Consider the following 21,058-nt stretch of genomic DNA (forward strand, 5'->3'; position numbering starts at 1 on the left):
GCGGCTGGTGTACGTGGAACGACAGGATCGCCGGGATCACCATCCCGGACTCGAAACGGCGAAGGCGGCGATCGGTGCGCTGCCCCCGCGGTGGACGGCGGCGTCGGAGCGGGCGGCGGGCGGCCTGTGGCGGCTGCCGAGGGCGGCCGATGCCGTGGAGTACGCGCTGGGGCGGGGAGAGGAGGCACTGCGGGAGCGCGGCTGGGTGATGGTGCGGGCCCGGGTGGCGGAGGAGATCGGCTCGGGGCGTGACTGGACTCGGGAGGCCGCCGTATGGCTGGCGCGGGGCGAGGCGTCGTGGCGCGAGTCGGCCCGGGTGACGGGTGACCTCGCCTGGCGGGCGCGGGCCGAGGGATTCAGCGCCCTGCTGTTCCTGGACGCGGCCCACGTGATGTCGTTGGATCCGGGCCGCGCGTTCGGGCGCGGCCTGTGGCACGCGTACCTGACGACCCTGCGGTACGACTTCCGCTGCGCCGCCATCGAGGAGTTCTTCGCCGGGCTGCCGTCCGGCCGTGGCTCCGAGGACCCGTACACCGACGCCCTGCGCGCCTTCGCCCTGCTCGGGCGCTCGCGGACGGAGGGGCTGGAGCTGATGGAGGCGGTGGTGGCCCGGGCCGGCGGCGACGACAAGGTGGTGCACGCGTTGCTGCACGGCCTGTGGCTCGGCGAGAACCTCCCCCGACAGGCATCGCTGATGCTGGAGCTGTTGGAGACCTCCGCCTTCTCGGAGGGCGGGCCGGGGCCGGAGGCGCTCTTCCGCAAGGCGGGGGCGCTGCGCAGGCTGAAGCAGTACGAGCCCGCCCTGGCGGCCGTGCAGAGCGCGATCGACTGTCTCGATCCCGGCGAGGTCGTCGTGCACGCCGACTGCGTCCGCGAGCGGTCCCTGATCCTGGCGGAACGAAGCCTGCACGCCGTCACGGGCGTCCCGGCCGAGCACGACCGCGGTGAGCGGCTCGCCCCCCGGGCGCGCCCCTGAAACAGCCGCTCGCAGAGGAGGGCCGCTCACCGGCCGTCCGACTCGCGCACGATACGGACGGCCGCGTCCGGTTGTCGCCGGCGGGACTTCGGCGACGGCGGGGCCGCGGCGCGTCAGTCGCGGCGTCAGTCGCGGCGTCAGTCGCGGCGTCAGTCGCGGCGTCAGTCGCGGCGTCAGTCGCGGCGGCGCAGGGTCTCGGCGACCGCGGTGTTGGCGACGACGACCGCGGCCCACACGAGTGCGAGGGTGTGGTGGTCGAGGTGGTACAGGGCGACGGCGCTGCCGCCCAGTACCAGGGCCTTGACCGTAAGGACTCCCGCCAGGGGCACGGCGAAGCGGGCCTTCGGCGCGGCGAACAGCCCCCAGAGCGCGACGGCCACGGCCAAGGTCCCGGCCGTGAGCAGCACTCCGGTGAGACCTCCACCGCCGAGCCGGTAGCCCCACCAGGCGAGGATCGCCAGGGCGACCAACTCCACCAGGAAGGCGAGCCCTTCGTTGGCCGTGAACCAAGGCCGGCCGCCGTACGCGGGCAAGGCCGGTTTCCGCTCGGACATGTTCACTCCCCCTGTGACACCCGGATCCGCAGGATAGGTGGCGAGAGGTCGTTCCGGTACGACAGCGCCGCGCCCGATCCGACCGGTTCCGGCGCCGGCGCCGCAGTGGGTCCACGGCGTGTGGGCCGTCGGGGGCGAAGTCGCCCCCGGCCGCGTGTGCCTACCGCCGGGTCACCCGCCCGACGCTGAACAATCGCCGTGGTCGACACACGGACGTGTCTCGGCGGCACCGAGGGGAACGGAACGATCGATGGACACTGCGGGACGGCCGGATCGCAGGACCGTGCTGGCCGGCGCGCTCGCGAGCGCCACGGTCGGGCTCGCCGGGTGCACGACGAAGAGCGTCGCCACGCCGGCGACCGGTCCTTCGTCGACGGCGCGGCCGACCACGCCGGCCGCGGCGTTCACCCGGCTGATGGAGGGCAACGAGCGTTGGGTGAGCGGAGACCTGCACCACCCCGACCGCGATCCGGACCGGCGTCAGCTCGTGGCCCAGGCACAGGAACCCTTCGGGTCGGTCCTCGCGTGCATCGACTCCCGGGTGCCGCCCGAGCTCCTCTTCGACACCGGGCTGGGCGACCTGTACGTGATGCGCACGGGCGGGGAGGCGATCGGCCCCGTGGTCACCGGTTCCGTCGAGTACGGGCCGATGACCAGCGGTACTCCGCTGATCGTGGTCCTCGGGCACCAAAGGTGCGGCGCGGTGGAGGCGGCGTACAAGTCGCTGCGGGACGGCAAGCCGCTGCCCGGCAACCTGCAGGCGATCGTCAAGGCCCTCCAGCCGGCGTACGAGCAGGCGGTGAAGCAAGGCGGCGCGGACCCCGTCGAGACCATGGCCCGGGACCAGGTCACGCTGACCGCGGCCGCCCTGCGCTCCAACCCGGACCTCGCGCCGCTGGTGGGCAAGGGCGCCCTCGCCGTGGTCGGCGCCTACTACTCGCTCGACACGGGAAAGGTGGAAGTCCTGTCGGGCGCGCCCCGGTAGGGCGGCCGACGGCTCTCTCCGGGCTGACGGCTCTCGCCGGGCTCGCGGCGGCCGACGGCCGTCCGGGCACCGTACTTGCCCGCGCACGGGCGAGCGACCTACTCTCGCGGGCATGCCGCACGAGAAGGAGGCCGCGGAGCCGGCCGAGGTGTTGCGCGCGGCGTACGGCGCCTTCGAGGCCGTCGTCACGTCGCTCACGGACGAGTGGTCATGGTTGCCGACCGACTGTGTCGGCTGGTCGGTACGCGACCTCGTCTTCCACTGCCTGGGCGACGCGCAGCGTGGTCTGGTGGCGCTGCACACGCCTGCCGAACGGATGCCGGACCGTGACGCCGTCACCTACTGGGCGGACTGGCGCCCGGGGACCGTGGGCGCGGCCCACGGCCGGAGGTTCAACCGCGTGGTCGCCGGCATGTTCCTGCACGTCGAGCAATTGTGCGAGCTGTACGCGGAGACCGCCGCCGCGGTGGTGCACGCCGCGGCCGGCGCCGCGGTCGACCAGCCGGTCGCCACCCAGGGCCACGTTCTGCGGGCCGGGGATCTGATCCGCACGCTGGCCGTCGAGGCGACGATCCACCACCTCGACCTCGTCGTGTCCCTCCCCGACGCCCGGGGGCCCTCGGCCGAAGGGCTCGGTGAAGTGCGCCGCACGCTGGACGGGCTGCTCGGCCGTCCCGTGCCGGTGGCCTGGGACGACGCGCGGTACGCGCGCGCGGCGACCGGGCGCGCGCCGCTGACCGACGCGGACCGGGACCGTTTGGGTCCGGACGCCGCCCGGTTCCCCCTGTTCGGGTAGAACGGCCGTCGCGAACGTCCGCGCCTCGGCAGGGGTGCCGGGCACGCAGGGGCCCACACCGTCGTCCCAGGTGACTCCGGTCACTTAAGTGACGGATGGGACATGTCTTCCGGGGCACCGGGCACGCGGGGGGATTCCAGCTCACCGTGGGCCCGCCGCGGTGCCGGAACCGGAGGTACAGCGCGCCGTGTCGGAGCAACAGACCATTCACACAGCCGGGACGTGGCGGTCCGCGGTCTCAGGAGCGACCAGGGAGGTCCTGAACCCGGCGGACGCCACCGTCCTCGCCGTGGTCGCCGAGGGTGACACCACCGACACGGACGCGGCCGTCAGCGCCGCCCGGGCCGCCTTCGACGGCGGACAGTGGCCCGGGACCCCGGTCTCCGAGCGTGCGGCGTTGCTGCGCCGCACCGCCGACCTGCTCCAGCGCGACCGTGAGCGGATCGCCCTTCTGGAGAGCCGGGACGCGGGCAAGACCCTCGAAGAGGGCCGCGTGGACGTGGACTGTGTCAGCGACGCGTTCCGCTACTTCGCGGACCTCGTGATCGGGGAAGGCGCCGGCCGGGTCGTGGACGCCGGATCGCCCGACATCCACAGCGTCGTCGTCCATGAACCGGTCGGGGTGTGCGCCCTGATCACGCCGTGGAACTACCCCCTGCTCCAGGCGAGCTGGAAGATCGCACCGGCCCTGGCCGCGGGCAACACCTTCGTCGTCAAGCCGAGCGAGCTGACCCCGCTGACCACGGTGGTCCTGATCGAGCTGCTGGTGGAGGCGGGCCTGCCCGCCGGGGTCGCCAACCTGGTCACCGGACCCGGCGATCCGGTGGGCGCGCGCCTCGCCGCCCACCCCGACGTCGACCTGATCTCCTTCACCGGCGGCCTCACCAGCGGTACGAAGGTCATGCGGGCCGCCGCCGACACCGTCAAGAAGGTCGCGCTCGAACTGGGTGGCAAGAACCCCAACGTGGTGTTCGCCGACGCCTGCGCCACGGAGGAGGGCTTCGACACCGCCGTCGACCAGGCCCTCAACGCCGCCTTCATCCACAGCGGCCAGGTCTGCTCGGCCGGCTCCCGGCTGATCGTCGAGGAGTCGCTGCGCGAGCGGTTCGTCGCCGAACTCGCCCGCCGGGCCGAGAAGATCCGCCTCGGGCGCGGCACGGACCCGGGGGTCGAGTGCGGCCCGCTGGTCTCGGCGGCCCAGCTCGAGCGGACACAGTCGTACGTCGCCTCCGCGCTCGCCGAGGGCGCGGTCCTGCGCGCCGGGGGCGAACGACCCGAGGGGCCGGGGTACTTCTACCGCCCGACCATCCTCGACCGCTGCGACCGGCGCATGCGCGTCGTGCGCGAAGAGGTCTTCGGGCCGGTCCTGACCGTGGAGACCTTCCGTACCGAGGACGAGGCGATCGCCCTCGCCAACGACACCGAGTACGGCCTCGCCGGTGGCGTCTGGACGGCGGACCAGGGCCGCGCCCGCAGGGTGGCCGGGCGGCTGCGCCACGGCACCGTGTGGATCAACGACTTCCACCCCTACCTGCCGCAGGCGGAGTGGGGCGGCTTCGGGAAGTCCGGCATCGGGCGCGAGCTCGGCCCGTCGGGACTGGCCGAGTACCGCGAGACCAAGCACGTGTACCAGAACCTCGCCCCGCGCCCCGTGCGCTGGTTCGCGGGCTGACGGGGGCAGGAGAGACATGACCGGCACCACGCACCAGCATGACCGTCACGAGCACGGAACCGAGCACATGGACGAGCAGGAGTACGACTACGTCGTCGTCGGCGGGGGCACCGCCGGTTCCGTGATCGCCTCCCGGCTCACCGAGGACCCGAGCGTCACCGTCGCCGTCATCGAGGGCGGCCCGAGCGACGTCGACCGCCCCGACGTCCTCACCCTGCGCCGCTGGATGGGCCTGCTCGGCGGGGAACTCGACTACGACTACCCCACCACCGAGCAGCCGCGCGGCAACTCGCACATCAGGCACAGCCGGGCCCGCGTCCTGGGCGGCTGCTCCTCGCACAACACCCTCATCGCCTTCAAGCCGCTGCCTTCCGACTGGGACGAATGGGCTGAAGCCGGCGCCGACGGGTGGCACGCGGCCGCCATGGACCCGTACTTCGATCGGCTCCTCAACAACATCGTGCCCGTCGGCGAGGCCGACCGTAACGCCATCGCCCGCGACGTCGTGGACGCCGCCCAGGAAGCGCTGGGCGTGCCGCGGGTCGACGGCTTCAACCGGAAGCCGTTCCACGAGGGCGTGGGCTTCTTCGACCTCGCCTACCACCCCGAGGACAACAAGCGCTCGTCGGCGTCAGTGGCCTACCTGCATCCCGTCATGGACGACCGGCCGAACCTGCGGCTGCTGCTGGAGACCTGGGCGTACCGCCTGGAGCTGGACGGGACCCGGGCGCGCGGAGTCCACGTCCGCGCCAAGGACGGCGCCCGCTCGTTGATCACGGCCCGCCGTGAGGTGTTGGTGTGCGCGGGCGCGGTCGACACCCCTCGACTGCTGCTGCACTCCGGCATCGGTCCGCGCCGTGACCTGGAGGCGCTCGGCATTCCCGTCGTCCACGACCTGCCGGGCGTCGGCGAGAACCTGCTCGACCACCCCGAATCGGTGATCGTCTGGGAGACCGACGGCCCCATCCCGGAGAACTCGGCGATGGACAGCGACGCCGGGCTGTTCGTCCGGCGCGACCCGGATTCCCCCGGCCCCGACCTGATGTTCCACTTCTACCAGATCCCCTTCACCGACAACCCGGAGCGGCTCGGCTACGAACGCCCCGCGCACGGCGTGTCGTTGACCCCCAACATCCCCAAGCCGCGCAGCCGCGGCCGGCTCTACCTCACCAGCGCGGACCCCGAGGTCAAACCGGCGCTGGACTTCCGTTACTTCACGGACGAGGAGGACTACGACGCCCGCACCCTGGTGGACGGGATCAAGCTGGCCCGCGAGATTGCCGCGACCGAACCGCTGGCGGGTTGGCTGCGGCGCGAGGTCTGCCCGGGTCCGGAGATCACCGAGGACGAGGCCCTGAGCGCGTACGCACGCTCGGTGGCGCACACCGTCTACCACCCCGCGGGCACCTGCAAGATGGGCGCCGCCGACGACGAACGGGCAGTCGTGGAACCTGACTTGAAGGTGCGGGGCCTGGACGGTCTGCGCATCGCGGACGCCTCCGTCTTCCCGACGATGCCGGCCGTCAACCCGATGATCGGAGTACTCATGGTGGGCGAGAAAGCCGCTGATCTGCTGCGGGGCGGTGAGGCCCGGTGAACGCGCTCTCGACCGACACCGCCGCGCCCGACGCCGACTCCCCCGTCTTCTCGGTCGACGGACTGTGGAAGGTCTTCGGGCCCCGGCGCAAGGCCGTCCGGGTCCCGGGCTCCGAGTACGCCGCTCTGCCGGCGGCCGAGCTCCGCGAGCGGACGGGCTGTACCGCCGCCGTCCGCGACGTCACCTTCGACGTCCGCAAGGGCGAGGTGTTCGTCGTCATGGGCCTGTCCGGCTCCGGCAAGTCCACCCTGGTGCGCTGTCTGACCCGGCTGATCGAACCCACCGCGGGGTCGCTCTCCATCGACGGCGAGGACGTCCTCGCCATGGACACCGGCCGCCTGCGCGAACTGCGCCGACACCGCGCCGCCATGGTCTTCCAGCACTTCGGCCTGCTGCCGCACCGCACCGTGCTGGACAACGTTGCCTACGGTCTGGAGATCCAGGGCGTCAGCCGCGTCGACCGGCGTGCCAAGGCCGCCGAGATGGTCGCCAAGGTAGGCCTCGACGGCCTGGAGGAACGCCGGCCCGGTCAACTGTCCGGCGGCCAGCAACAGCGCGTCGGCCTGGCCCGCGCCTTGGCCGCCGATCCGGAAGTCCTCCTGTTCGACGAGCCGTTCAGCGCACTCGACCCGCTGATCCGCCGGGAGATGCAGGACGAGGTGGCGAGGCTCCACCACGACGAGGGCCGCACGATGGTCTTCATCACCCACGACCTGACGGAGGCGTTGCGGCTCGGCGACCGGATCGCGCTGATGCGTGACGGCCGGATCGTGCAGTTGGGCACGCCCGAGGATATCGTGGGCTCGCCCGCCGACGACTACGTACGGGACTTCGTCCGCGACGTCCCGCGCGAGCAGGTGATCACCGTACGCAGCGCGATGCGCCCCGCGGTGGCCGACGAGGCCGAACACGGACCCGCGCTCGCCCCCGCGGCCACCGTCGTGGAGGCGATCGAGGCCGTCGCGCGCAGCGGCGGCCCGGCGAGGGTCGTCGACCGCGGCCGCTGTCTCGGCGTCGTCGACGACGCCGGGCTGCTCGCCGTGGTGGCGGGCCTCCCCGCACCGGACGGTCGGGGGGTGGCGGCATGACGCCCAGCGCCCACCCCGCTGCCCTCGTCCCCGACGACGGGCGGTGGTGCGGATGACCCCGACCACCGCGCCCGTGCGCGAGCAAGATCCGGCCGGCCCGATTCCCACGCCCGACGGGCCCACGGGGTCCGGCGGAGACAGACGGCCCGAACGCCGGCCCCCCGCCGCCGCCGCCTCGCCCGGCGCCCGGCTGCGGGCCCTGCTGCTCCGCCACCGCGCCGGCCGCAGGGCCCTGCCCCTCGCCGTCGTCGCCGTGGTCCTCGTGCCGCTCGCGATCCTCCTCCCCGGCGCCGCCGGTTGGCCCGGCTCGCTGGCCGTCGACCTGTCCGGGCCGCTCGGCCGGGCCGGTGACTGGATCATCGACAACCGGGACCACCACCCGCTCTTCCTCTATTTCTTCGGACACGTCAGCAACGCCGTGGTGGTGTCGGTCCGCGCGGTGTACGTCGTGCTGCTCGCCGCCGGCTGGACGGGCGTGACCGCCCTGGCGGGCCTGGTGGCCCTGCGCCTCGCGGGCGTGCGCCTGGCCCTGACCTGCGTCGCCGCGTTCGCCGCGTGCGGGCTGCTCGGCATGTGGGTGCCCACCATGCAGACACTGGCCCTGATGGTCGTGGCCGTCGCCGCGTCCGTCGTGTTCGGCGCCCTGCTCGGCCTGGCCGCCGGGATGTCGGACCGGGCCGACCGCGCACTGCGCCCCGTACTCGACACCATGCAGGTGCTGCCCGCCTTCGCGTACCTGCTGCCGATGGTGCTGGTCTTCGGCATCGGCGTGCCCGCCGCGGTCCTGGCGACCGTGGTGTACGCGGCCCCGCCCATGGCGCGGCTCACGGCGCTGGGCCTGCGCGAGGCCGACGCCGGAGTGCTGGAAGCCGCGGCCTCGCTCGGTGCCACGGGACGACAGCGCCTTCTCACGGCGCGTGTGCCCTTGGCCCGACGACAGCTCATGCTGGGTGTCAACCAGGCCGTCATGATGGCGCTGTCGATGGCCGTCATCGCCTCCGTGATCGGCGCCGGCGGCCTCGGTGACCGGGTCTACCAGGCTCTTGCCTCCGTCGACGTCGGTGCGGCGCTCGCCGCCGGCATTCCCATCGTGCTGCTCGCCGTGGTCCTCGACCGGACCGCGGACGCGGCGGGCGAACGGCTGGGCGCCGCCCCGGTCCCGGCCGCGGAGCGGCATCCGCTGCGACGCGTGTTCGCGGGCTGGTACGGGTGGTCGCTCACGCTCCTCGCGGCGGTCGCCGCGGCCGTAGTGGGCCGCATGGCCGACTCCCCCCTGTGGCCCGGGTCCTGGACCGTGCCGATCGCGGAGCCCGTGAACAGGGCGGTCGCCTGGATGACCGACCACCTCTACTCCGGAGTGCCCGTGGTCGGTGGCACCGCCGACTGGGCGGCCCGCTTCACCGGCTGGATCCTCGACCCCCTGCGCTCCGGGCTCCAGGCCACTCCCTGGTGGCTGCTCCTGGCCCTGGTCGGCGCCCTCGGTCTCCTCGTCGGCACCTGGCGCACGGCGCTGACCGCCGTCCTCGCCCTGGCCGCCATCGGGGTCCTCGGTGTGTGGGAGCCGTCCCTCGACACCCTCTCCCAGGTGCTGGCCGCCGTCGCGGTGACCCTCGTGCTCGGTTTCGCCGTCGCCGTCGGCGCCGCCCGTAGCGCCCGGGCACAGCGCCTGCTGCGTCCGGTGCTCGACGTGTGTCAGACCATGCCCCAGTTCGTCTACCTCATCCCGGTGGTCGCGCTGTTCGGCGTCGGGCGCGCGCCGGCCGCGGCAGCCGCCGTCGTGTACGCGCTGCCCGCCGTCGTGCGCATCACCGCCGAGGGCCTGCGCGGGGTGAACCCGGCGGCCCTCGAATCGGCCCGCTCGCTCGGCGCCACGGGTACCCAGCAGCTACGTCATGTCCAACTCCCGCTGGCCCGGCCCGCGTTGCTGCTCGCCCTGAACCAGGCGGTCGTACTGGTCCTCGCCGTCGTCATCATCGGCGGCCTGGTCGGCGGTGGGGCCCTGGGCTACGACGTCGTCCTCGGCCTGGCCCAGGGCGACCTGGCCACCGGCCTGGTGGCCGGCGCCGCGATCGTCTGCCTGGGCCTGGTTCTCGACCGCGTCACCCAGCCCGCGAAGGAGGCCTGACATGCGGATCTCCCGCCACCACCGCCGAGGACCGGTCCCCGGCCGGCGCGCGGTCGCCGCGCTGGCCGCCGCCGCGTCCCTCGTCGCGCTCACCGCCTGCGGGGCGGCCGACATGACCCGCCAGGCCTCGCCGTACGCCGCCGCGCGGGGCGCGAAGACCGTGACCCTCTCCGTCCAGTCGTGGGTCGGCGCGCAGGCGAACACCGCTGTCGCCGGCTATCTGCTCGAACACGAGCTGGGCTACCGCGTCGACACCGTCCAAGTGGACGAGGTGCCCGCGTGGGACGCGCTCAGCCAGGGCAGGGTCGACGCGATCCTGGAGGACTGGGGACACCCGGAGCAGGAGAAACGGTACGTCGAGGGCAAGAAGACGATCACGCCGGGCGGCGATCTCGGCGTGACCGGCCACATCGGCTGGTTCGTCCCGACGTACTTCGCCAAGGAGCATCCGGACGTCACCGACTGGAAGAACCTCGGCAAGTACGCCGACCAGTTGCGCACCGCCGAGAGTCGCGGCAAGGGCCAGCTGATGGACGGCTCGCCCTCGTACGTCACCAACGACAAGGCGCTGGTGAAGAACCTCGGCCTCGACTTCGAGGTCGTCTTCGCCGGGTCCGAGGCCGCGCAGATCACCCAGATCAGGCAGTTCGCCAAGGAACACAAGCCGTTCCTGACCTACTGGTACGAGCCGCAGTGGCTGTTCGAGCGGGTTCCCATGACGGAGGTGAAGCTGCCCGAGCACCGGGAGGGCTGCGACGCCGATCCCGAGAAGGTGGACTGCGCCTACCCGCGGACACCACTGCGGAAGTACCTGAACACGCGCTTCGCGCAGAGCGGCGGGAAGGCGGCCTCGTTCCTGAGGAAGTTCCACTGGACCGTCGCGGACCAGAACGAGGTGGCGTTGATGATCGCCGAGGAGAAGCTGACGCCGGAGCAGGCCGCCCGGAAGTGGGTGGAGCGCCACGAGGCGGTGTGGAAGCCGTGGACGCGCTGATCCGTCCGCCGCTCTGACGCGTGCCGCTCCGCTGGAACCGAGGCCGTCGCGACCCCCGAGGGTTCGACGGCCTCGGCGCGTTCTGTGCCCATGGCTGCCGTTGCGACGTCCGCCGCATCGCTAGGGCATGGACGCGGGACGCCGTAGGGCACCAGGGAGGCTTACGGCAGGCCCGGGACATGGGGTGCACAATCGTTTACCCTGGGGGTGAACAGCCGTGCACCCTGCCGCGCCCCGCTCCCCCCGGCCTCTCGACCCCGCGTCTGGAGCAGCATGCCCCCCGCGATACCCGCCCCCGCTCCCGCCCCCTCGTCGTCCTCCCCGCACCCCCGGGCCGTCGTCCCCGTCCTCGCCTTCTGCGGGATGGTCGTCGCCGTCATGCAAACCCTCGTGGTTCCCCTGCTCCCCCACGTCCCGGACCTGACGGGCGCGAGTCCCGGCGCCGCGGGCTGGCTGGTGACCATCACGCTCCTGACGGGCGCGGTCTTCACACCGGTACTGGGCCGCGTCGGCGACATGTACGGGAAGCGGCGCGTACTGCTGGCCTCCCTGGGCGTGCTCACCGCCGGCTCCGTGCTGTGCGCGGTCAGCTCCGACATCGGCGTGCTGATCACCGGCCGGGCCCTCCAGGGCGCGGCCCTCGCGGTGATCCCCCTGGGCATCAGCATCATCAGCGACGAACTGCCCGCGGACCGGGTCCTGTCCTCGATCGCCCTCATGAGCTCGACCCTGGGCATCGGTGCCGCGATCGGTCTGCCGGTGGCGGCGGTGGTCATGGAGAACTTCGACTGGCACACCATGTTCTGGGCGTCGGCCGCTCTGGGGCTGCTCGATCTGGTCCTGGTGCTGTGGATCGTGCCCGAGTCGGCGGTGCGCTCCCGGGGCAGCTTCGACGTCCTGGGGACCCTGGGGCTGACCGGTTCGCTCGTCGGGTTGCTGCTCGCCATCACCCAGGGCGCGGACTGGGGCTGGACCTCGGCCCGCACGCTGGGTCTGCTCGGCGCCTCGGCGGTGGTGGGTCTGCTCTGGGGGCGATTCGAACTGCGCACCGCCTCCCCCATGGTGGATCTGCGGGTCTCCGCCCGGCCCGCCGTGCTGCTCACCAATGTCGCGGCCCTGCTGATCGGGTTCGCCTTCTACGCGAATTCCCTGGTCACCGGGCAGATGGTGCAGGAGCCCACGAGCACGGGGTACGGGCTCGGCGCCTCGATCGTGGTGAGCGGCCTGTGCCTGCTGCCCGGCGGCCTGGCCATGGTCGCGCTCTCCCCCGTCTCCGCGCGGATCTCCGCCGCCCACGGGCCCCGTACCGCGCTCGCGCTCGCCGCCGTCGTCATGGCCGTCGGCTACGTGGCCCGTTTCTTCACGAGCCACAGCCTCTGGCTGATCGTGGCCGGGGCCACCGTGGTCGCCTCCGGTACCGCGATCGCGTATTCGGCGCTGCCCGCACTCGTCATGCGGGCCGTGCCGGTGAGCGAGACGGCCGCGGCCAACGGCCTGAACACCCTGATGCGGTCCGTCGGTCAGGCCTGCTGCAGCGCCGTGGTCGCCGCCGTGCTGGCCCACGTGACCTTCATGGCCGACGGCCGCACCGCGCCGACCCTGCACGCGTACCTGTTGATCTTCTTGATCGCCGCCGGAGCCGCGCTCGCCGCCCTCGTCGCCACGCTGTTCCTGCCGTCGGACCGGCCCGGACGAGGCGCCCCGGCCGATCACGGCCGCGCCGGCGGTACGGTCACGGTGTCAGCGTCCGTGACCGCCGCCCGGGAGAGCGCATGAGCAGCACCGAGGAATCCGTCACCGCCACGACCGGCGGGGAGGCCGGTGGCGAGAGCGGACGCGAGGCCATCGTGCGCGCCGCGCGCAGGGCGTTCACGCTGCGGCCGTACGCCGAGGTCACGATGCGCGGCATCGCCGCCGACGCCGGGGTGAGCCCCTCGCTGATCGTGAAACGGTTCGGCAGCAAGGAAGCCCTGTTCAACACGGTCGCCGACTTCCGGGCAGCCGCCGACGAACTCTTCGCCGCTCCCCCGCCCGCCCTCGGGCGACATCTGGTCTTGACCATGGTCGGGCTGCGCACCCGGTTCCGGGGGGACCCACTGCTACGGGTCGTGTTCTCGCTGGGCATCGAGGACGAACGCACCCTGCTGCGCGCCCGGTTCCGCGAGCAGGTCACCGATCGGCTCACGGCGACCCTGACCGGCCCCGACGCCCGGCTGCGGGCCGAGCTCGTCGCCGGTCAGCTGTTGGGCCTGGGGGCCACCTTGAGTCTGCACCGGCCGGACGGCGCGAGTGCGCACGCGAGCGCCGAACGGCTGGCCGACCTGTACGCGCCCGGACTCCAGCGGCTCATCGACGGCGCCTGACACCGGCGCGCCCGCGGGCCGCGGCCGGGGTGAGCTCGGCGCGCAAGCTCGGGGCCGGCGTGCGGGGAAGCGGCCGAGAACGCATGAAATCGGCGCGCTGAAGCATGCGGGTGGCATGGAATGCGTGATGTACGAGGAACGCTCCGGCCGGTCGGAGACGGTGGAGTGCGGCCTGGAGGACGAGGCCTGTCAGCTCGTGTTGAAGCGGCTGCGCGGGTTGGGCGACGGCGAGTTCGGATGGGTGCGCCTGGTCGACCCGGCCGAGTCCGAGCTGGTTCGGCTGGCGGAGGAGCTGGGCCTGCATCCCCTCGCGGTCGAGGACGCGGTGCAGGCACGGCAGCGCCCCAAGCGCGAACGCTTCGGCGATGTGCTGGCCGTCGCGCTGAAGACGCTCTGGTACGTCGACGCGGACGCCTCGGTGGAGACCGGGCAGCTGATGGTCGTCGTCGGCCCCCGGTACGTGCTGACCGTGCGCCACGGCCCGGTCGACCCGGCCGCCGAAGCGGCCCGCCGGCTCGCGGCCGACCCCGGCATGTTGCGTTTCGGCCCGCTGTCCGTTCTGCACGCCGTCCTCGACGTGGTGGTGGACGCCTACGGCGACGCCGCGGACAAGGTGCGGGCCGCGCTCACCGAGCTGGAGGACTGCGTCTTCTCCACCTCCCGCGTCGACCACACCGAGGCGATCTACTCCCTCAAGCGGGAGGTGCGCGAGTTCCGTGACGCGGTGGCGCCCCTCGTCCCCGTCCTCCAAGGGCTCCTGGCCGGCCCGGGTGAGGGTGGCCAGGGCCATCCGCCGAAAGTGCTGCCCTACTTCCGGGACGTGGCGGACCACCTGAGCCGCACCGACACCGAGGTCCGGTCCCTGGACGAGCTGCTGACCTCGGTCCTGGACGCGCAACAGGCGCGGGTGGGTACCTGGCAGAACGACGACATGCGCCGGATCTCGGCCTGGGCGGCGATCTTCGCGATCCCGACCATGGTCGCCGGCGTCTACGGGATGAACTTCGAGCACATGCCCGAGCTGGGCTGGAGCTACGGCTACCCGCTCGCCCTCGGACTCATGGCACTGGCATCCGGACTCCTCTATCGCGCCTTCCGCCGCAACGGCTGGCTCTGACCCCTGCTCGGGGGGGCTCGGCCGCCCCGGCGGGTGGTGTCCGGGAGACCTTCGATCCCGCAACCCTTGACCTCAACCCGACTTGAGGTCCGAGGATGATCCACATGACCGACGACACCGCGGAGATCAAGGCCATCGAACAGGTCGTGGCCACCGTCGCGCGCACCCAGCGCTCCAAGGACGTGGAGGGTTTCCTCGCGCTTTTCCATCCCGATGCCCTCTGGACGACCGCCCACGGGAAAGTCCTCGTGGGTCTCGACGCAATAGCCGAGTTCACTCGCGCCGTGCTGCCCGCCGCGAACTGGGACGGCGCCGTCACCTACGAGCCGGTGCACATCCGATTCCTTCGGCCCGATGTGGCGGCCGTGAAAGTGCGCCAGGTCTATCACTCGGCGGAAGGCGACACGGAAGGCGCCCCGCTCTACGTCATGACCAAGCAGGGCGACGGGCGGTGGCTGCTGCACGCGTGCCAGAACACCCAGGTGCACGCCGGATAGCGGACGGCCGGGCGATCCGCGCGCGGCGGGGAGCTATGGGTTGGCTGTGAAGCGACGGTCCAGGAGGGTCTGGGTGCGGGAGGAGTGCGGACAAGTTCTATATTCGTATGAACCATCCACACGCGGCCCTGCTGCGGTGAGCAGGGGGGACGATAGCGATGGCCGACGCCCACACAGACGCCGCTGTCCGCAGCCGGACGGAGTCCCGGAGCAGCCGCAAAGTACGCAGGAAGGCACAGACCCGCAAGCGCCTGGGCATAGGCGTGGCCGTGCTCGCCCTGGGCGGGGCCGCGGCCACCGCGTACGCCTTCACCACGGGCTCCTCGGGGTCGGCCCGCAGTGACGCCAAGCTCGCGGCGCCGGGTGCCGCGGCCAACGGCGCCGCCGCCGCGAAGGGGTCGGAGCAGGACTGGGACGGCAAGGTCAAGGTCCTGGGAGACGGTTCCACCTCCTACACCGGCCCGCAGCCGGGGCAGCTCAAGCCCGAGCGGCTGAAGCCGGGCGAGAAGCCGCCACAGTTCGTGGTGTTCTCGTGGGACGGCGCGCTGGAAGGCGACGACCACCTCTTCTCGCACTTCCGCCAGGTGGCCCGCGAGACCAAGGCCCACATGACCTTCTTCCTCACCGGCATCTACCTGCTGCCGGAGAGCAAGAAGGCGCTCTACCACCCGCCCCAGCACAATCCCGGCGCGTCCGCCATCTCCTACCCGACCGTCCCGCACGTGAAGGACACTCTCGGCCAACTGCGCGGCGCCTGGAGCGACGGCGACGAGATCGGGTCGCACTTCAACGGTCACTTCTGCGGGCCCAAGGGCGGTGGGGACTGGAGCCCCGTCGAGTGGAAGAGCGAGATCGACCAGACGTACTCCTTCGTGAAGAACTGGAAGACCAACACCGGTTTCACGAAGGAGGCGCCCCTGCCCTTCGACCCGGACCGGGAGGTGGTCGGTGGTCGCGCGCCCTGCCTGGAGGGCCAGAAGAACCTGCTGACCGCGATCAAGCCGTACGGCTGGCGCTACGACGCGAGTTCCTCGGGAGACTTCCAGTTGTGGCCGTCCAAACTGGACGGGATATGGAACTTCCCCCTCCAGCTCGTGCCCCTCCAGGGCAAGGAAGTCCAAGTCCTCTCCATGGACTTCAACTTCCTCTACAACCAATCGGGGGACAGCACCCAGGGCGACCCGACGAAGTTCGCGGCGTGGCAGGCGCAGACGCGCAGCTCGTACCTGAACGGCTTCAACCGCGTCTACAACGGCAGCCGGGCGCCGATGTTCATCGGGAACCACTTCGAGGACTGGAACGGCGGTATCTACATGAAGGCCGTCGAGGACGTGATGAGGGACGTCTGCCCGCGCCAGGAGGTGCGCTGCGTCTCGTTCAAGGAGCTGTCGGACTGGCTCGACGTCCAGGACCCCAAGGTCCTGGCCCAGCTGCGGATGCTCGACCCGGCGCAGGCACCGGACTGGTCCGCGCTGATCAAGTAGACCCGCCCGCCGACGATCCGCGGGCGGCCCGCCGGCCGGCGCCCGCCTCCCCCCTTACTTCACCGCCTTGATGTAGTCGGACCACAGGCGCAGCGCCCGGTCGCTGCCGGGGGTGTTCTGCGGATCACCTCCGAGTCCCGTCAGCGGAAGCGGCATCAGGTCGGTCAGCGACATCCGGTACACCACCACCGCCGTGGACTCGTGCTCGGTGCTGCCCACGAACCAGCCCGCCGTGTTCGCGGCGGTCGTTCCGGTCTTGGCCGCCGTGCCGGGGTGCGCCTTGGCCACCGCCTTCGCCGATCCCTCGGTTACCGCGGACCGCAGGGCCTCCGTCACCGCGCGGGCCGTCTCCGGCTTCACGGCCCGGACCGGCTTCGGCGCGTCCAGCGGCACCGCGGCGCCGTTGCGGCTGACCGAGCGCACCGAGTAGGGGTCGGTGTGCATGCCGCCCGCGGCGAACGTCTCGTAGGCCCCGGCCATGCGGATCGCGCTGGGGGTCGAGTTCTCGCCGAGCGAGAACGTGGGTATTCGCGGTCCGAGGCTCGATCCGAGCAGGCCCGAGCGCTCGGCGAACGCATCCACCCGGTCGAGGCCGACGTCGAGACCGAGCTGCATCATCGGGGTGTTGACGGAGTTGGCGACGGCCTGGCGCAAGGTCACCTGGCCCCAGTTGCGACCCCCGTCGTTGCGCCCCTTCACCACCTTGCCACTGCGGTCCCAATAGGGGCCCTCGGGCGTCTGCACGGTCACCTGGTCGTTGCCGTCGTACGGCGTGGAGGGGGAGACGGGCGTACGGGCCTTGTCGCGCGTGCGCTGCACCCCTTCCTCCAGCGCGGCTGCGTAGACGAACGGCGTGAACGCCGTGCCGGCCGGGATCGTCGTCGCGTTCGACTCGTTGAAGCCCTGCTTGAGGTAGTCGGGGCCGCCGTACACGGCGAGCAACCGCCCGTCCGGGGCGACGCTCGCCGCGCCGATCTTGGCGTGTTTGTCGGTGTCGGGCCGCCGTTCGGCGTCGAATCCCTTCTGCGCCTCCTGGACTGCGGCGGTCAGGGCCGTCATCCGGGCCTTGTCGAAGGTCGTGTAGATCTGATAACCGCCGAGGTCGAACTCCGCGTCCGGGATGTGGCCGGTCTTGATCGCGTACGCCTTCGCCAACTCGACCAGGTAGCCGGTCTGCGCTCCGGGGGTGCCCGGCTGGGACGCGGCCGTGGGTTCGGGGAACTTGGTGTAGCCGGCGCGCTCGGCGCGCGAGATCTGTCCGGTGTCCACCATGCGGTCCAAGATCCAGGACCACCGCTCGACGGCCCGTGCGTGGTTCTCCTTGCCGAGCGCGGGGTCGTACAGCCCGGCGCCCTTGAGGAGGGAGGCCAGGAAGGCGCCCTCGCTGGCGTTGAGCTGGGAGACGTCCTTCCCGTAGTAGGCCTGGGACGCGCGCTGGATGCCGTACGTGCCGCGCCCGAACCAGCTGGTGTTGAGGTAGTCCTCCAGGATCTGCTTCTTGTCCGTCTGGTTGTCCAGCTTCACGGCGAGCAGGATCTCGGTGAACTTCCGGGAAAGGGTGCGGTCCTGGCTGAGGTAGGCGTTCTTCACGTACTGCTGCGTGATGGTGGAGCCGCCCTGGGTCTCGCCGCCCGTCACGGCGGCGCGCAGGGCGCGCAGGACTCCGGACGGCGAGACCCCGGGATCCGAGTAGAAGCTCGCGTTCTCGGCCGCGAGCACGGCGCCCTGGACCTTGGGGGGGACCTTGTCCAGTGGCATCTCCTGCCGGCTGACCCAGCCGGTGCGGGCCATCGTGGAGCCGTCCGCCCAGTAGTAGACGTTGTCCTGTTGCCGGGCGAAGGAGTTGAGGTCGTCGGGTATGTCCGTGGTGGCGTACGCGAGTGCGACGAAGCCCGTCATGGCGACGCACGCGTACAGGCAGGCGCCCAGCCACTGGCGCCACGAGGGCACCCATCGGCGCCAACCGGTGCGGCCCGGCCTGGGGTAGGCGGGCCGCAGGCGTCGCAGTTGGGTACGCGCCACGACGAGGGCGGGGGCGAGGGCGGGGGCGAGGGCGCCGAGCCGGCCGGCGACGGCGCGCGCCAGAGCGCCCGGCCTCCCGGCCCGCGCGCGGGGGCGGCGCCGTGTGCCGGCCGCGCCCCGGCGGCCGGACGGGGTCCCGTCCGTGCCCTCCGGAGCCGCCCGCCCGCCCCGCCATCGCCCTCTTGCGGCCGAATCCTGCCTGCCCACTCCGAATGCCCCCTGTGCCGTGCTTTCCCGCACACCCTAGATGCCCTTGCTGTGAGAGCGGCAGGTGGCGTCCGCATCGGACAACGACTCTCGTCGGCGCTCCGTTCCCGGTGTGAAGCGGAGGCAGGGCCGCCGCGCGGGCGCGGCGAGCGCGCCCGGGGCCGCCGACTAAGCGGAACGCGACGAAACCGTCGCCCAGTTGTGCGAAGATGCCGTCCCCCGGTTCGTGCGTACCGGGTGACAAGGGGAAACACAGTGATACCTAAGAGGTTCAGGCCCGCCGCCATCGCGGCCCTGACCGTGGCCCTGGCGTCCGGCAGCATGCTCGCCTACTCGGCGAACGCCGGCACCGGCCCCGAGGCGGCCGACCGAGCCACCGCCGATACCTTCGCCCACATAGCCGACGATGTGCTCTCCCAGCGCAACCAGGCTCTGGTCGAGGACCAGCCGGGGCACCACAATTCCCGACAAAACTCCGCGAAAACGCGGTTGTCGGCGCAGGTGAAGAAGGACGAGGACGCGACGATCTCTTCGTTGCGGTCCCGCAAGACGCGGCTCGCGGAGCTCGGCGAGGCCTATACGGGCGCCAACAGCAGCGTCCACGTCGACCAGGCCACGGTCACCGGTGGGAAGGCTACCGTCCAGGTCACCGAGCAGACCACGCTCGTCTACAAGAAGCTGCGTGGTGACGAACCCCCCACCACCGACTTCCGGACGCGCTACGAGCTCACGCTCACCAGCAAGCGGGGCGGCGCCTGGGAAGTGACCTCGATCAAGTCCCAGGACAGCGGCCCCGTAGCGATCAACGTGCCCGTCGTGGCCGAGGCCAAGGTCGTCAAGGACGACGGCAACCAGTACCCGGACGGCACGCCCGCGTCCACCAAGTACCCCGCCCCGGCCAAGCCCAAGGCGAAGACCGGCGGTGCCTACGACTACGCGGCCATGGCCACGTACGCGGAGAAGTACTGGAGCAACTACAACCCGGCGTACCGGAAGTTCACCGGCGCGGGGGGCGACTGCACCAACTTCATCAGCCAGGCCCTGAAGGCGGGCGGCTGGAAGGCCGTTCCCGGCTCCTCGTCGGACTACCGGAACTGGTGGTACGACGGCGCCCACCAGTCCGACTCCTTCGTCGGCGCCAACGAGTGGGCGTGGTTCACGCTGTCCAACCACCGGGCCGCCAACCTGGCCGATGTCTACCAGGCGGACGTCGGCGACATCGTGCAGGTGGACTTCAACAGGGACGGGTCCAAGGACCACTCCATGATGGTGACGTACCGCAGCGGCGCGGGAATGCCGTACCTCACCTACCACTCCACCAACACGTACCGGAAGTCCCTCGCGAGCATCATCGCGTCCTACCCGAACGCGATCTACTACGCGTACCGCACCTGACGGGTGCTTCCCGGCCCTCCCGTCGCGCGACCGCGCGGCGGGAGGGCCGGTCGCCAAGAGTCCCGCTCGAGGGACGATCCATCCGGGGTGTCCGTGATCGCGGCCCCGGGTAGGGCCCCGGGATGAGCTCTGTGAACCCCTCCAAGGGGTACTCCCGCGACAGCCGTTACATAACCACCCGGATCACCGCAGACGGACGCGACGGCTTCCCGGTGGAACCCGGTCGTTACCGTCTCGTCGTCAGCCGCGCCTGCCCCTGGGCGCACCGCGCGATCATCGTTCGGCGCCTCCTGGGGCTGGAGAAGGCCCTGCCCATGGCCGTCGCCGGGCCGACGCACGACAAGCGCAGCTGGACCTTCGACCTCGACCCGGGGGGACGCGACCCGGTACTGGGCATCGAGCGCCTCCAAGAGGCGTACTTCGCCCTTGATCCCGACTACGACCGGGGCATCACCGTGCCCGCGATCGTGGACGTGGCGAGCGGCGCGGTGGTCACCAACGACTTCGACCGGATGACCATCGACCTGTCGCTGGAGTGGGCGGCGTACCACCGTGCCGGGGCGCCGGCGCTGTACCCGGCCGCGCTGCGGCCGGAGATCGACGCGGTCAACGAGGAGATCTACACGGACGTGAACAACGGCGTCTACCGGGTCGGGTTCGCCGGGTCGCAGGAGGCGCACGCCACGGCGTACGAGCGTCTCTTCGCCCGCCTCGACCGGCTCTCCGAGCGACTGGAGCGCTCCCGCTACCTCGTCGGCGACACGATCACCGAAGCGGACGTACGGCTGTTCACCTCGCTCGTGCGCTTCGACGCCGTCTATCACGGCCACTTCAAGTGCAACCGGCAGAAGCTCTCGGAGATGCCGGTGCTGTGGGCGTACGCCCGTGACCTGTTCCAGACCCCCGGCTTCGGGGACACGGTCGACTTCGACCACATCAAGAAGCACTTCTACATCGTCCACAACCACATCAACCCGTCCGGGATCGTCCCCGTCGGACCCGACCCGTCGGGTTGGTCCACCCCGCACGACCGGGCGGAACTGGGCGGCCGCCCGTTCGGGGACGGTACGCCGCCGGAGCCCGTGACCCTCGCGGAGGCGATCCCGCCCCGGCACCCGTGACCGACAGGTAGGCTGCTCGCTTCGATCGCACCGGCCGACCTCCCGGTCGTCCGGTGTGCGGGAGC

17 protein-coding genes are annotated in these 21,058 nt (G+C 71.8%); 15 read left to right on the top strand and 2 right to left on the bottom strand.

Translation table 11 applies throughout. The annotated features are described in order from the left end of the window. The first annotated feature begins 13 nt into the window (after positions 1 to 13). Entirely contained in the window at positions 14 to 976 is a 963-nt protein-coding gene (locus ACV7NM_RS02735; RefSeq protein ID WP_463408696.1) for a hypothetical protein, read from the top strand. Positions 977 to 1,149: 173 nt separating this feature from the next. Here the strand turns inward: ACV7NM_RS02735 and ACV7NM_RS02740 are convergent, their stop codons facing one another. Next, the gene (locus ACV7NM_RS02740) at positions 1,150 to 1,530 is read right to left on the bottom strand and encodes a YrdB family protein (protein WP_463408697.1); all 381 of its coding nucleotides are present in this window, start codon (positions 1,528 to 1,530) and stop codon (positions 1,150 to 1,152) included. Between the two features lie 250 nt (positions 1,531 to 1,780). On the opposite strand from ACV7NM_RS02740, the gene ACV7NM_RS02745 reads away from it, so the two are divergent. The 12 genes from ACV7NM_RS02745 (at position 1,781) to ACV7NM_RS02800 (ending at position 16,248) form a co-directional block, all read left to right on the top strand. Continuing rightward, entirely contained in the window at positions 1,781 to 2,515 is a 735-nt protein-coding gene (locus tag ACV7NM_RS02745; RefSeq protein ID WP_463408698.1) for a carbonic anhydrase, read from the top strand. 112 nt (positions 2,516 to 2,627) lie between these two features. Then, complete coding sequence (locus tag ACV7NM_RS02750; protein ID WP_463408699.1) at positions 2,628 to 3,311, top strand: maleylpyruvate isomerase N-terminal domain-containing protein; 684 nt, start codon at positions 2,628 to 2,630, stop codon at positions 3,309 to 3,311. Between the two features lie 187 nt (positions 3,312 to 3,498). Further along, positions 3,499 to 4,983: an aldehyde dehydrogenase family protein gene (locus ACV7NM_RS02755; protein ID WP_463408700.1), complete on the top strand. Its 1,485-nt coding sequence runs from the start codon at positions 3,499 to 3,501 to the stop codon at positions 4,981 to 4,983. A 67-nt stretch (positions 4,984 to 5,050) separates the two neighbouring features. Next, positions 5,051 to 6,580 carry a GMC family oxidoreductase gene (locus ACV7NM_RS02760; protein WP_463413811.1) on the top strand — a complete coding sequence of 510 codons (1,530 nt, stop codon included), beginning with the start codon at positions 5,051 to 5,053 and terminating at the stop codon, positions 6,578 to 6,580. After that, positions 6,577 to 7,668, top strand: coding sequence for a quaternary amine ABC transporter ATP-binding protein (locus tag ACV7NM_RS02765; RefSeq protein WP_463408701.1), 1,092 nt, complete (start codon positions 6,577 to 6,579; stop codon positions 7,666 to 7,668). The genes ACV7NM_RS02760 and ACV7NM_RS02765 overlap by 4 nt, the downstream gene beginning before the upstream one ends. A 52-nt stretch (positions 7,669 to 7,720) precedes the next feature. Then, complete coding sequence (locus ACV7NM_RS02770) at positions 7,721 to 9,793, top strand: ABC transporter permease subunit (RefSeq protein WP_463408702.1); 2,073 nt, start codon at positions 7,721 to 7,723, stop codon at positions 9,791 to 9,793. A gap of 1 nt (position 9,794) precedes the next feature. Next, positions 9,795 to 10,787: an ABC transporter substrate-binding protein gene (locus ACV7NM_RS02775; protein ID WP_463408703.1), complete on the top strand. Its 993-nt coding sequence runs from the start codon at positions 9,795 to 9,797 to the stop codon at positions 10,785 to 10,787. A 273-nt stretch (positions 10,788 to 11,060) separates the two neighbouring features. Next, positions 11,061 to 12,563, top strand: a complete 1,503-nt coding sequence (locus ACV7NM_RS02780) for an MFS transporter (protein WP_463408704.1) — start codon at positions 11,061 to 11,063, stop codon at positions 12,561 to 12,563. Beyond that, on the top strand, positions 12,560 to 13,150 hold the full coding sequence (locus ACV7NM_RS02785) for a TetR/AcrR family transcriptional regulator (RefSeq protein ID WP_463408705.1): 591 nt from the start codon (positions 12,560 to 12,562) through the stop codon (positions 13,148 to 13,150). Before ACV7NM_RS02780 ends, ACV7NM_RS02785 begins: the two co-directional genes overlap by 4 nt. A gap of 115 nt (positions 13,151 to 13,265) precedes the next feature. After that, positions 13,266 to 14,267, top strand: coding sequence for a magnesium and cobalt transport protein CorA (locus ACV7NM_RS02790; RefSeq protein ID WP_463408706.1), 1,002 nt, complete (start codon positions 13,266 to 13,268; stop codon positions 14,265 to 14,267). 95 nt (positions 14,268 to 14,362) lie between these two features. Further along, positions 14,363 to 14,764, top strand: a complete 402-nt coding sequence (locus tag ACV7NM_RS02795; protein ID WP_463408707.1) for an SgcJ/EcaC family oxidoreductase — start codon at positions 14,363 to 14,365, stop codon at positions 14,762 to 14,764. Positions 14,765 to 14,922: 158 nt separating this feature from the next. Continuing rightward, the gene (locus ACV7NM_RS02800) at positions 14,923 to 16,248 is read left to right on the top strand and encodes a polysaccharide deacetylase family protein (protein WP_463408708.1); all 1,326 of its coding nucleotides are present in this window, start codon (positions 14,923 to 14,925) and stop codon (positions 16,246 to 16,248) included. Between the two features lie 54 nt (positions 16,249 to 16,302). Here the strand turns inward: ACV7NM_RS02800 and ACV7NM_RS02805 are convergent, their stop codons facing one another. Next, entirely contained in the window at positions 16,303 to 18,477 is a 2,175-nt protein-coding gene (locus ACV7NM_RS02805; RefSeq protein WP_463408709.1) for a transglycosylase domain-containing protein, read from the bottom strand. A 255-nt stretch (positions 18,478 to 18,732) separates the two neighbouring features. On the opposite strand from ACV7NM_RS02805, the gene ACV7NM_RS02810 reads away from it, so the two are divergent. Continuing rightward, positions 18,733 to 19,872 carry an amidase domain-containing protein gene (locus ACV7NM_RS02810; RefSeq protein WP_463408710.1) on the top strand — a complete coding sequence of 380 codons (1,140 nt, stop codon included), beginning with the start codon at positions 18,733 to 18,735 and terminating at the stop codon, positions 19,870 to 19,872. Between the two features lie 122 nt (positions 19,873 to 19,994). After that, complete coding sequence (locus tag ACV7NM_RS02815; RefSeq protein WP_463408711.1) at positions 19,995 to 20,993, top strand: glutathione S-transferase family protein; 999 nt, start codon at positions 19,995 to 19,997, stop codon at positions 20,991 to 20,993. Positions 20,994 to 21,058: the final 65 nt, after the last annotated feature.

It is taken from the genome of Streptomyces sp. Tek67B01 (genome assembly GCF_055231995.1).